Below are 12,708 nucleotides of genomic sequence, written 5' to 3' on the forward strand. Positions count from 1 at the left end.
TATGGCACAAGGTAAGAGCAAGGCAATCGTTCTGGTCTGGATTTTTCTTTTAGGAATTCTACTAACTTTTGGATCCGCCGGATGGAGTTATTATTTTGATCATTTTGGACCGGACCAAAAGGATACGAGTCAATCAAACTCTTCTCCCGGGAATGAGATTCGATCGAATTTCTTTCACTTAGGGACGGATCTGTATTCCTTATTTTTGCCCGACCAGAATCGAGAGAGTCTTCTTGTTAAGATTGATTCTATTAAAAAAAGGAAAGAAGAACTAAAGTTAGGTCTTTCCGCTCTATCCAAGACTGGAACAGTTTCGGAGGAAGTAAAATCATTAGAAGAAGATCTGGAAGAAGTATATGAGTCCCTACTTTCAGGAAAGGCAATCTTGAACGGTGCAGGAAAGAATACTCAAATTGATTTTATTGAACATCTTTCTAAATCTACTCTTCCTAAGTTTGAAAGCCTAAGAGAAAAATGGGCGGATACTTCTTTTGAGACTAGTCCTAAGGTAGTTTCTAAAAATTCAGTCTATTATCATTTCTTATTCGCAGTCTTTGGGACCCTTCTCTTACCTGCCCTTGCGATCTATCTAAAACCTTTCTCAAGTCGGGGACCCATTTTGGAGTCGAGAGGAGATTCAGAAGAATTCATTCGGATCAAGACAGCTCTAGATAATGTGACTACGAATATCATGATGGCGGATCAGAACCTAAAGGTTACTTATATGAATAAGTCGATTCACCAGATGTTCTCAGATGCTGAGGAAGATATCAAGAAGCAACTTTCTCAATTTCGTTTAGAGGCTCTTATGGGAACGAATATTGATGCGTTCCATAAAAACCCTGCTCACCAAAGAAACTTGCTCAAAGATCTGACTAAGACCTTCCGTTCTAATATTGAGATCGGCGGGCGTTCCTTTGATCTAATTGCAAACCCTATCTTGACAAATTCAGGAGAGAGATTGGGAACTGTGGTGGAATGGGCGGATGTGACTGAGCAGAAAAAAATGCAGGAAGTCCGTAGAGCCGAAAATGAAGAGCTTACTCGCATCAAAGTGGCATTGGACAATACAAGTACCAATATTATGATCGCTGATAACAATTTGAATATCAAATACATGAATAAGGCGATCGTGAAGATGTTCGAGATCGGAGAGAATGATATTCGGAAACAACTTAATAATTTCCACTTAAACAAGCTTATTGGATCGAATATAGATGTGTATCACAAGAATCCTGCTCACCAAAGAGGATTGCTCGCTTCCTTTACTACAACATTCAAATCAAGTATCGAGATTGGAGGTAGATCATTTGATCTGATCGCGAATCCAATCTTAACTGATTCGGGAGATCGCCTTGGTGCTGTGGTGGAATGGTCCGATGTTACTGAGCAGAAAAAGGTCGCTGAAACAAGAAAACTTGAGAATGAGGAATTAACTAGGATCAAGGTAGCCTTGGATAATACGAGTACAAACGTAATGATTGCCGACATGGACTTCAATATCAAGTACATGAATAAAGCAGTCTACAAGATGTTCCAAGGAAGCGAGATGGACATTCGAAAACAATTAAGTGCTTTCAATTTGCAAAAGTTGATCGGGACGAATATAGATAGTTTCCATAAGAATCCGGCACACCAAAGGAATTTGGTCGGAAATCTGAACTCCACTTATGAGTCTTCAATTAATATAGGAGGTCGTACTTTCAATCTAGTTGCGAACCCTATTTTAAGCACCGACGGACAAAGACTGGGTGCAGTTGTAGAATGGTCCGACATCACAGGCGAACTGGCAGTACAGAAAGAGATCGAAGAGATTGTAAACGCTGCGACCAAGGGAGATTTTAAAACCAGATTGAATCTAGATGGTAAGGAAGGTTTCTTTAAAACATTGGGAGAAGGATTGAATTCCTTACTACAAGTCAGTGAGGTGGGATTGAACGAAGTTCTTTCTGCATTGGAAAGACTCGCTAACGGAGACCTTACCTCTAAGATCGAGAACGAATACTTCGGTACTTTCGGCAAATTGAAAGAGTTCGGAAATACCACCGTAGATAAACTGAACGAGATCATGGGAGACATCGTCATGAAATCGGGAAGCTTAGTCGGGTCTGCTGGCGAAGTTTCTTCCACCGCAAATTCATTAAGCCAGGGAGCTTCTCAACAAGCTGCTTCTGTAGAAGAAACGACTTCTTCTCTGGAAGAGATGACTGCTTCCATCGATCAGAACGCAAGTAACTCCAAGCAAACGGAACAGATCGCCAGCCAATCATCTAGAGATGCTGAAGATGGAGGAAAATCTGTAACTGAGACTGTAAGTGCAATGAAGCAAATTGCAGAGAAGATCTCTATCATAGAAGATATCGCTTACCAAACCAACTTACTCGCGTTGAATGCCGCAATAGAAGCGGCAAGAGCCGGAGAGCATGGAAGAGGATTTGCAGTAGTTGCTTCCGAAGTGCGTAAGTTAGCGGAGAGAAGCCAAAAGTCTGCGAATGAGATCTCAAGCCTTGCAGTTTCCTCTGTCGCAATCGCGGAAAAAGCAGGAAAACTGATCGGAGATATAGTTCCGAATATTAGAAAAACTGCAGATTTGGTCCAAGAGATCACTGCTTCCAGTGAGGAGCAAGCCTCTGGAGTTGTAGAGATCAATAAGGCAATGGGACAATTGGATCAGGTGTCACAACAGAATGCTTCTGCGTCAGAACAGCTAGCTGCGATCGCAGAAGAAATGAACAGCCAGGCGGAATCACTGCGTGAGTCTGTCATGTTCTTCCGCTTGAGTAAGGAGTCTCAAATTAAGGAAACAAGTAACGGCGCAGGCACAAGGAAAGCTTCTTTGAGATCCATCAACGTCCAAGAGAAGTCCAAGTTCGAAAAGTATTGAGGGATTAGATGAGTAATTTCGAAGACAATCAATACCTAACCTTTAAGATCGGAGAAGAGACTTTCGGGATCGGACTGCTGAATGTAAAGGAGATCTTAGAATACACTCATGTGACTACGGTTCCGATGATGCCTTCTTTCATTCCGGGAGTGATCAATCTGCGAGGGAATGTCGTTCCTGTCTTAGATGTAAGCGACAAGTTCTTTAAGAAGAAGCATTCTCCGGATAAAAGAACTTGTATCGTGATCGTGGAGGTCCCCGAGTCAGTTAACGGAGCAAGGATGGATATAGGTCTCATCGTAGAGTCGGTCTATGAGGTCTTAAGCATTCCTTCTGCCGAGATAGAGCCTCCCCCAACCTTTGGATCCAGGATAAGAGTAGACTTTCTCTCCGGTATGGCTAGGCAATCTAGCGGTTTCATTCTTCTTCTAAATCTTATCCGCCTACTGACTGTAGAAGAGCTCACTGCGTTGGAAGAAACAAGAGACGAGGCAACTCATCTGACATCTTCCAATGCTGTCTGAGATGGAACCAGATATAGTAAAGGATATCTTCTTACAGCCAGGAGGCCTGTATTGGGGGGAGAATGGTACAAGAATACGAACGTTACTTGGTTCCTGCGTTGCAGTTTGTCTTTGGCATCCCTATTACCGAGTGGGTGGAATGGCACATATCATGTTGCCCAAAAGGCCTGCAAGCATACCGGATGCACATAACAAATATGCGGATGATGCGATAGAGACATTCTTACATAAATTCCTTCAGTTAGGAGAAAGACCGGGAAGATTCGTATGCAAGATATTCGGAGGAGCCTCCATGTTCTCTCCAGACGAGGAGAAATTGGAGGAAGTAAAAAAGATCGTAGAGATCGGCGATAAAAACGTGGAAGCAGTCCAAACGCTGATCAAGAAGGCAAATATCACTCTTGCCGCTTCTCATACTGGAGGCACTTCTCATAGAAAGATTTATTTTTCCCTCTGGGACGGAGAGGTCTATATGGAGAATCCAAAGAATTAATAAAATATGATATATGTTTTCATAATAGATGATTCCGCCGTAGTCCGGACTGTGTTGACTCAAGTTCTGGAAAAGAACAACGATATCAAGGTGATAGGATCTTCTCCTGATCCTGTATTTGCATTGGAGAAACTCGAGAAATCGGGAGACTGGCCTGACGTATTCGTGCTGGATATAGAAATGCCGCGGATGGATGGAATTAGTTTTTTAAAGAAGATTATGCATGAAAGACCAACCCCTGTTTTGATCTGTTCTTCTCTGGCAGAAAAAGAATCCGAAACTACTTGGATCGCTTTGAAAGAAGGAGCGGTAGGAATCGTAACGAAACCTAAAATAGGCCTAAAGGATTTTTTAGAAGATTCAGTAGTATATTTGGGAGAAGCAGTCAGATCCGCATCCGTTTCTAAAGTGAGAGCTCATTCTAAAGTAGGAAGTATCCCGTTAAAGACAAAAGCATTAGATTTTTCTAAAATAAAAACGACCGATAGGATTATTGCCATCGGAACTTCTACCGGTGGAACCATCGCGTTAGAAGAGATACTTACTTCCTTGCCTGCAGATTGTCCTGGAATAGTGATAGTGCAGCACATGCCGGAAAGATTCACCGAAGCATTTGCAAATCGTTTGGATAAAATTTGCAAGATCCAAGTCAGAGAGGCGAAAGATGGAGACAGGGTACAAGAAGGCACCGCTCTAATCGCTCCTGGAAACAAGCACATGGAAGTCATTGGAAATGGCGCTCAATTCGTTGTCAGAGTTACGGAGGGTCCACTTGTTAACAGGCATCGTCCTTCCGTAGATGTGCTATTTCATTCTGTTGCTAAGAATGTAGGAAGAAATGCAAAGGCATTCTTACTTACAGGAATGGGAGCGGACGGAGCGGCAGGTCTATTAGAGATCCGAAAAACTGGAGGGAGAACGATCGCTCAAGACGAGGCAAGCTCTGTAGTGTTCGGAATGCCTAAAGAGGCGATCGAGAGAGGAGCCGCCGAAAAGATCTTGTCCTTAGACGAGATACCGGCAGAGATCCTTGCTTGAATTGAATACAAGCAAGGATCCTTTTTTAGTTACAGTAAGGAAAGAGTTACTTTATTCCTTCTTTCTTGGATCTCTTCAGGAGTTTCGATCTTAAGGACCTCGTCCGGAACGATCTTGAAGATGGATTGTCCTTTTTGGATGATCTTTCCATCACTATCTTTCAAAAGAACTTCTTTGATCGTTCCTGAGAAAGGTGCAGTGATCTTATTGAACATCTTCATGACTTCAACGATGAATAAAGGCTGACCGGCTTTGAAATGGTCCCCTTCTTTTGCCATAACAGGAAGATCTGGAGCTTCTTTGGAATAGAACATACCACCCATAGGAGACACTATCTCGTCGGAGCTTGCCTTAGGAGCAGGAGCCAAGAACTTGATGAAAGCATCTCTTGTATCCGTTTTTCTAAATTCTTCAGGAATTACTGGTTCTAAGTTCTCGTCTATGGTCAGCTTATAGAATCCTGATTTATTTCCTAAGTTCGGGATCAGTTTTAGAAGCTCTAGGCCGACCTGGAATCCTTTGTGAGAGGAAACTGCTTTTGTCCAAAGAGAATTATCGAATCCGGAAGCTTTAGATCCTGCAAAGAAGGAATCCCAATCAGTAGAATCCGCTTTTTTGCCGGTTCTTACTTCTAGTTCTTTATAGAAAGCTAATGCAGATTGAAGTACTTGTTGATCATGATCCCAGATCTGTTCGGATGGAGACTGGTGCAATTCTCCCTCCATGTGCAGATAATAGTAGAGATCAGTCAGAACATGGATCGGATTTCTAAGCCAAATGACTTGGTCTTTCTCGATCTTCCAAGAAATATTCTCATGATATCCTAAAAAGCCTGCAAGTAAATGAGCGTCGCTCAGTAGGTCCATCACTGGTCTTGTGATCAGAGTCAGCTTTCTGGAAAGAGTCTTCTTTGCTTCTGCAGGAGCTGCCGCAACAACCTTGTTCCAAGCGACTTCCAGATCCACATCCTTGCCTAAACTCTCTAACGCACCTACCGCAGCAAGATACGAGATCATGAATGCTGTAGAAGGTTTGAAGAGAGGATCCTTTCCGAGGATCCAGTTAATCAATCCGTAATGGACGATTAGGTTCGTTTGTAGATCCTGGCCTCTTAACTCAGTCTTGCGAAGTATGTTTCCGAGCTTACGAAGATTGTCTTCTCTGCTTGTTCCATAAGTGATCAAGAGAGCAATATTCGAATCGTAAGCGCCGGCTACTTTATAATGTACGAATAAACCTGTATCAGGGTTACGAACAGAGATCCCTTGGTCATCGCGAATCTCTTCCGGTAAAGGCTTGGACCAGTTTAAGATCACTCCTCCCGCGTGCGGTTGGATTGCCTTATTGGTTGCATTGATCCTGACTTCTGCTCCGGAGATATTGCGGACAATTCGCTCCGGTTTAGGTAATCTTTTTCCGTGAAGAGCGATAAGTGCCATCGCTTCGATAAGGCTGTCTACGATGAAGAACTCCGCTTTGTTTTCCGGATTGGTAAACTTGAGTGAATACACCATCTCAGTCACTCTGTGCTCTACCTGGATACGAGTGTTCATCTCCATGAAGAAGTGATTGGTGCCTTCTACAATAAGCTCGAAAGTGGAAACGCTATTGAGTGCCACTGCCTTTCCGAATCTTTCAGACTGCTCTTCCATTTCTTGAAGAACTTTGAGGTCAGCCTTTAGGATCTCTGCTTTCTTCGCGGAAACTTTTTCCACTGCAGCGATCTCGTTTTGAAGTAATTCTTGGGTTAAGGAAATCTCGAGAAGTTTCTGTTCGTGCATCTGAACGGAACAGTCTCTTCCTCCAAGAGCAAGACACCATTCGCCGTTACCGATCAATTGGATCTCATTGTGACGGGTCTTCTCGATATTTAATTCGATGAGGAAGTTCCTGTTGGATCCAGGTGCGGTTACCTTGGACTCGGATAGGATCTCCTGGACTGCGGTTTTTACTTCGTCAGGTTTAGAGACAACCCTTTGTCCCTTACCTCCACCACCGCCCACATACTTGAAGCGAATCCTGTTGGACGGATACTTCTTCCAAATATCAGCACATTCTATTTCGGCCTGTGCTTGCAATTCGGCAATGGTGACTAACTCTACAATCTTTTCGTAACCTGCATAAAGAAGTGCTTCTGCATTTTCAGCGGCTGACAAAGAAGAATCATATTTGAAGTTTAATCCCTTCTCTTTTGCAAGAGAAGTAAGAGCCTTTTCATCAGACGCTTTCTTCAGTAAGCAAGTAGCGGAAATAGTATCCACTCCGGGAGTTACGGAAACATTCAGTTTACGAGCGAGCTTCTTTGCTTCATCTTTAGAACCAGCTTGGTGAGCCACATGAGAAGAAGGTCCCATGAATGTAATTCCGCTGGCCTCGATTGCCTCGATGAACTCTGCATCTTCTGCCATGAATCCGTAGCCGGCAAAGATATGAGTGTAATCATTATCCTTAGCAATTTGAATGATCTGCTTGATACGCGCTGCTTTTTCTTCTGCGCCTGCACCCATATAATCCGGAACCCTGTGGATATTAGAAGGAAATCTAAAACCACGTAGTTCTGGTCCAAGTGCCATCGGATAAACAACGGAATCCTTTTCGGAAAGAAGAATCCCATATTCTCTGATCCCGATTTGGTCGAAGATCTCCATCGCTTCCTTGCGCACTGGTCCTCGACAAACGATCAAACATTTGATCGTTTCTAAGGAGAAGGAATGGATCCAAGGAGAAGTTGATTCGCGAAATGTAATACGTCGATTTTGGTAGTCGATCATCTTTGTTTACTCGAACTCCCTTTGAGGTCCGGACATAGGTCCTGGTTTGTAGTGTCGGATTAAATAATCTAAGTTTTGGAAGAGAATGTTTCTGGTGGTTCCAGGAAGAACGATCCTGGAAACGGATCCGAGAGAGAGAGCCTCTTTCGGGTTCATCAGTTCCTTCTCGTATCTTTGGGAAAGGGATTGCAGTTTCTTATCTCGAACTGCAGCAGCTTCCTTGTCGGAGAGTCCCTTTTTCAGATTTTCCTTATATTCTCTTTGGATCTCGGAGATCTCGTCTTTATAGACGTAATCTTTTCCTGCAGGACCCATTACCGCAATCCTAGCGGTTGGAAGCGCGAATACCATATCTGCTCCTGTATGATAGGAGTTGAAGGTAGCATACGCACCACCGAAAGCATTTCGGATGATTAGAGTAAGTCTTGGAGTTCTGATATCAATGATGGAATCCAGAAGTTTTCTTCCTTCCAAAACGATACCGTTATGCTCTTGTTCTTTTCCAGGTAGGAACCCAGTAGTATCCTCTAAGAAGATCAAAGGAATATTGTATACGTTACAGAAGCGAATGAATCTGGTTCCTTTTCTTGCCGCACCGATATCGATCTGGCCGGAAGAAACCGCAGAGTTATTCGCAACGAAACCTACCACATGTCCACCCAATCTACCGAAAGCGGTTACTAGGTTTCTGGATCTTTGAGGTTGGATCTCGAAATATTGTCCATGATCACAAATATTCTGAATATATAATGTGATATCGAAAGGAGTGTTCATTCCTGTCGGAGAATTGAAAGTCTTCTTGAAAAGAATCTCTTCTTCGTAGATGAACCTGTCCGTTGGATCCGAAGTAGGATGGAAAGGAGCAGCACTCGAATTATTGTCCGGCAAATAAGAAAGAAGACGAAGAGCAGTTCTAAGAGCGCCTAACTCGTCATTCGTAACTAGATCCACTACCCCGCTTTGTCCGTGAACCTTAGGTCCTCCCAGATCATCTGCAGTGATATCTTCTCCCAAAACCGATTTAACTACGCCCGGTCCAGTCAATCCGAAGAATGTATTCTCCGGTTGGATCATGAAGGAACCTTGCCTTGGAAGGTAAGCTCCTCCCCCTGCATTGAATCCGAACATGAGCATTAGGCTTGGAACAACGCCACTAATCTTACGAAGAGCAGTGAATGCTTCGGAGTATCCGTCGAGTCCGCCTACTCCTGCAGGAACGTAAGCACCTGCGGAGTCGTTCATTCCGATCAGAGGAATTCCGTGCTCACCGGCCATATAGATAAGTCTTGCGAGTTTGTTTCCATTGGTTGCGTCCATGGAACCGGCTCTAAGGGTGAAGTCATGTCCGTAAATCGCGACATCCCTTCCGTTGATATTTAAAATTCCAGTGATTAAGGAAGCACCGTCTAGGTTCTTTCCCCAGTTTTGGTAGAGGATATTAGGTTCAGAATTGGTAAGTACCTTAATTCTTTCCCAGACTGTCATCCTTCCCTTGGAGTGTTGTACTAGGATCCTATCCGTTCCACCGCCCTTAAGGGGTTTCTCCAAGAGTTCTTTGCCCATGGTATTTGCTTCTTCATAGATACCTGGGTTTGTTTCCGGTTCCGATTTACTAGTGCTCTGGAACGGATTTTCAAACGAGTACGTGTTTTCCGACATGTTGGTGTTGTCCGCGGAGGATTATTCGGGAAAAATCTAGATCGATCTTTAAGAGGTTTGCTTTTCAGCCTGCCCCTAAAATGGACCTAGACCGCCAATACACAGTTTTTAGAGAAAGGCCAGGGAGGAAAGCTTAAAATCAAAAGTAAGAAGAGCAAAGATAGGAAGAAGTAAAGAACGCCTCTCTTCTGACAAATCGAGGCGACTTTTATATGGGAATTTATTGCAGGGAAGAATCCACAGTATCATAGATCCTAAAAAGAGAATCCATGTCTATGATCTCGAATACCTTTCTTACTGCAGGACGAAGCGCTGCAAGTTTAAGTTGGATCTCTCTTTCCTTGCAGACCCGCAAAGATCCTACAATTACTCTGAGCCCGGCGGAGGAAACGAATTCGACATTGGACATATCCAATACGATATTTTGCTCGTTTGCCTTCCGGATATGATCCATGAACGCCTGTTCGATCTTATGGGTATTATGAACATCCATGTTCCCGATAAGATGAATCACCCTGGAGTTCCCTTTGATTTCTACTGTAAGTTCCATCCTTTCCTCAGTCGCTTAACGAAAGTATTTTTGGAGAGTAAGAACATTTCTTCCCTCCTCGATTTTATAATCCACAACGTCCATCAACGTCTCTATTAAATAAACGCCGAAGCCGCCTTTTCTTTTTCCAGAAAGATTTTCTTCAATGGAAGGATCTTTGACTGTCCTTCGATCGAATCCTCTTCCGGAATCCGTCAATACGATCGTGATAGAATCTTCAGTGAACCGAATTTTACAATCGAATTTCGGATTTCGGAGGAGAGTATCCTGGTAACCGTGCATTACGATATTCGTCGCCGCCTCATCGCAGGCTAAAAGTATATCATCTCTTAGGAAATCCGGTAGATTTCTTACCTTGATCGTATCGTAAATAAACTCTCTAAAAATCGGAATTTGAGCCGTATTCGCGTCAAAGGTCCTAAAAAATTGGAAATCGTCATTGTACTTCAGAAGAAGTACGGTAAAATCGTCGAAAGGTTCTTTTCCAGCAGAGAAATCCCGAACCGTGTGATACAATTCTTCCACGATTTTCTTAGCGGGAAGATGTCGTCTCAATTGAATCTCTTCGATCATTCTTTCTAGACCGAATTCATTTCCCTGAGAGTCCTTTTCTTCTACCGCTCCATCCGTATAAAGAACGAAGATATCTCCCGGTTTTACTCGGAAATTTCCCCCTTTGTATTTTGCGGTGGGAATGACTCCCAGAGGAGGACCCTGGCCTTTTAATAATTCGTAAGAACCATCTTCTTTAATCCAGACCTGATCGTTGTGACCGGCTGACGCGTATTCTATCGTAAACAGAGATGGGTTGTAATGAATGAAGAACGCGGTCACGAACATTCCGAAATGAGAATCTTCGAAAATAAGCTCATTCCCTTGTCTTAATATTTCTTCAGGTGTTAGATCATGATTTCGGGCAAGTGTTCGAATGATAGAAGAACTCATCGCCATAAATAAAGCCGCAGGTAAACTCTTTCCGGATACATCCGCGATCAAAAAGGAATATTGTCCGTCGCTGTATTGGTAATAATCATAAAAGTCTCCGGACACATCCTTGGCTGGAGCAGATAAGATTCCCAAGTCGAAATTAGAATGAAATGATTTCTCGGAAGGAAGAATGTTTTGTTGGATCTTTCGAGTGATCTCCATCTCCTGTTGGATTGCTTTCTTCTCCAACATTTCGTTTCTCAGACGAAACGCCTCAAATCCCTTGGTGAACTGAGAGGCCATGGTTTGCAATAGTCGGAAGTCGGAGTCTTGGTAAGAGAGTTTATCCTTTCTATCTCCTACAGTTACGGCTCCATAAGGTTCCCCACTGGACAAGAATAAAGGAACGATAATATAGGAACCTCTTAAGAATCTTCTATCTAGTTCTTTTGGAAAAGGCTGATTTAAGATATCTCTCTTTAATACAGGCAATCCTTCTTTGATGCTAGCAAGGATCTGTGTTCCTTCCATTTCGGATTCTAATACCCGATCTATTTTTTCTCTATTCCCATCGAAATAAGCGCAGTTTACATGATCTTCCTTGCTTAGGCTATAGAGAAAAATACCTGCGACACTTGCATCCAGCTCTCGGATGATCATTCGAATAGATCTTCGGACTAGACTTAGTCTGTTGCTAGATTGGCTAACTGCTTGGGAAAGTTCGAATAAGGACTGCAGCTCGGAGACTTTCTTTCTGAGATCTCGGTTTGCATTTTCCAAGTTCTGGAGAAGTCCAGTCTTTTGGATCGCAAGTGCAGAAGTTCCGGAAAAGCTTAAAAATAATTCTAGATCTTCTCCAGTAAATGCTTCTCTATCTACCGTGTTGATCGCCTCGATTACACCGATCACTTCGTCGTTCGCGACTAACGGTGCTGCCATAATATTTCTGGTAGTGAATTGAGATGCTTTGTCTACTTCCTTGTAAACCCGATCATCGTTTTGAGCATCATTGATAATGATAGGCTTTCTTTCTCGAACTACGAGACCGGCGACACCCTTGCCAACCGGGACTTTCATCTTAGAAACTGCTTCGCTCTTCTCTCCTAAAACGGTATGAAAATACAGATTTTCCTTTGATTCGTCTAAGAGAAGAACACTGCATGCTTCCGTTCGAAACACAGTTTTAGAGGAAAGCATGATTGCTTCCAAAAGCTGAGAAAGATCTAAGGAAGAATTGATCAGTCCGGAAACGCGAATGACTTCCGTAAGTAAAAAGTCAAAACGTTCGGATTGTCTCTTTGCTTGCGCTGCCTCCAACACTAATTGAGTGGTAGCAAGTAAAGAAAGGGTCACAAGAGAAGCATCACCAGAAACATGAGACTCTTTTAGAAGTCTTCCTACAGTCTTACAGGTTGTACGAAGAAGTTCGAAATCTGTCTTAGCGAATCTGTCTGCAGTAATCTTTCCGAATAGTACTAGGATCGCATAACTAGACTTATTCTTATGCAGAGAACCGTCTACGTCTTCTGCCTTTAGTTTACATACTAGGATCGGATACTTACTGGATTGTTTGCCCCAAGGAGAAGTTTTACCTTTTTCTAATAAAAGATCCTTGCCTGCATCTGAAAATGCCCAATGAGCAGCTTCGATCAGATCTTTTTCGTTTTTGCCGGAGATCTGTCGTATCTGTCCAGACTCGGTCCTTGCGAAAATTCCTCCGACTTCCGCTCTTGTAAGCGCCATGGACTCTCTAAGAAAGCTGTCGAAGATCGCGGAGACTCCGAGCCCCTCCTCTAGAAAGAGGGAGCCGTCGGGTCGACTTCTAAGTAGTGTCTCCTTTTTTTTGGGGGTCGTCAAGGCTG

General features: G+C 43.2%; 8 protein-coding genes. 4 read left to right on the plus strand and 4 right to left on the minus strand.

The window, feature by feature from the left end:
- The first annotated feature begins 1 nt into the window (after position 1).
- Genes EHO59_RS14835 through EHO59_RS14850 form a run of 4 tightly spaced genes read left to right on the plus strand, consistent with a single transcriptional unit; the run spans position 2 to position 4,939 of the window.
- Positions 2–2,884 carry a methyl-accepting chemotaxis protein gene (locus tag EHO59_RS14835; protein ID WP_135589244.1) on the plus strand — a complete coding sequence of 961 codons (2,883 nt, stop codon included), beginning with the start codon at positions 2–4 and terminating at the stop codon, positions 2,882–2,884.
- 8 nt (positions 2,885–2,892) lie between these two features.
- Entirely contained in the window at positions 2,893–3,408 is a 516-nt protein-coding gene (locus EHO59_RS14840; protein WP_135589245.1) for a chemotaxis protein CheW, read from the plus strand.
- A gap of 1 nt (position 3,409) precedes the next feature.
- The gene (locus EHO59_RS14845; protein WP_135589246.1) at positions 3,410–3,901 is read left to right on the plus strand and encodes a chemotaxis protein CheD; all 492 of its coding nucleotides are present in this window, start codon (positions 3,410–3,412) and stop codon (positions 3,899–3,901) included.
- Positions 3,902–3,907: 6 nt separating this feature from the next.
- The gene (locus EHO59_RS14850; RefSeq protein WP_135589247.1) at positions 3,908–4,939 is read left to right on the plus strand and encodes a protein-glutamate methylesterase/protein-glutamine glutaminase; all 1,032 of its coding nucleotides are present in this window, start codon (positions 3,908–3,910) and stop codon (positions 4,937–4,939) included.
- A 29-nt stretch (positions 4,940–4,968) separates the two neighbouring features.
- Here the strand turns inward: EHO59_RS14850 and EHO59_RS14855 are convergent, their stop codons facing one another.
- The 4 genes from EHO59_RS14855 to EHO59_RS14870 form a co-directional block, all read right to left on the minus strand.
- Complete coding sequence (locus EHO59_RS14855; protein ID WP_135589248.1) at positions 4,969–7,710, minus strand: ATP-binding protein; 2,742 nt, start codon at positions 7,708–7,710, stop codon at positions 4,969–4,971.
- Positions 7,711–7,716: 6 nt separating this feature from the next.
- Positions 7,717–9,369 carry an acyl-CoA carboxylase subunit beta gene (locus tag EHO59_RS14860; protein WP_135589249.1) on the minus strand — a complete coding sequence of 551 codons (1,653 nt, stop codon included), beginning with the start codon at positions 9,367–9,369 and terminating at the stop codon, positions 7,717–7,719.
- Positions 9,370–9,589: 220 nt separating this feature from the next.
- Positions 9,590–9,919, minus strand: coding sequence for an STAS domain-containing protein (locus tag EHO59_RS14865; RefSeq protein WP_135589250.1), 330 nt, complete (start codon positions 9,917–9,919; stop codon positions 9,590–9,592).
- Between the two features lie 15 nt (positions 9,920–9,934).
- The gene (locus EHO59_RS14870) at positions 9,935–12,703 is read right to left on the minus strand and encodes a SpoIIE family protein phosphatase (protein ID WP_135589251.1); all 2,769 of its coding nucleotides are present in this window, start codon (positions 12,701–12,703) and stop codon (positions 9,935–9,937) included.
- Positions 12,704–12,708: the final 5 nt, after the last annotated feature.

The organism is Leptospira semungkisensis (assembly GCF_004770055.1).
Taxonomy (GTDB): Bacteria; Spirochaetota; Leptospiria; order Leptospirales; family Leptospiraceae; genus Leptospira_B; species Leptospira_B semungkisensis.

Excerpts from the sequence above, each read along its gene's own strand:
- EHO59_RS14835 (WP_135589244.1), top strand. The coding sequence starts at position 2 with ATGGCACAAGGTAAGAGCAAGGCAATCGTTCTGGTCTGGATTTTTCTT.
- EHO59_RS14840 (WP_135589245.1), top strand. The coding sequence starts at position 2,893 with ATGAGTAATTTCGAAGACAATCAATACCTAACCTTTAAGATCGGAGAA.
- EHO59_RS14845 (WP_135589246.1), top strand. The coding sequence starts at position 3,410 with ATGGAACCAGATATAGTAAAGGATATCTTCTTACAGCCAGGAGGCCTG.
- EHO59_RS14850 (WP_135589247.1), top strand. The coding sequence starts at position 3,908 with ATGATATATGTTTTCATAATAGATGATTCCGCCGTAGTCCGGACTGTG.
- EHO59_RS14855 (WP_135589248.1), bottom strand. The coding sequence starts at position 7,710 with ATGATCGACTACCAAAATCGACGTATTACATTTCGCGAATCAACTTCT.
- EHO59_RS14860 (WP_135589249.1), bottom strand. The coding sequence starts at position 9,369 with ATGTCGGAAAACACGTACTCGTTTGAAAATCCGTTCCAGAGCACTAGT.
- EHO59_RS14865 (WP_135589250.1), bottom strand. The coding sequence starts at position 9,919 with ATGGAACTTACAGTAGAAATCAAAGGGAACTCCAGGGTGATTCATCTT.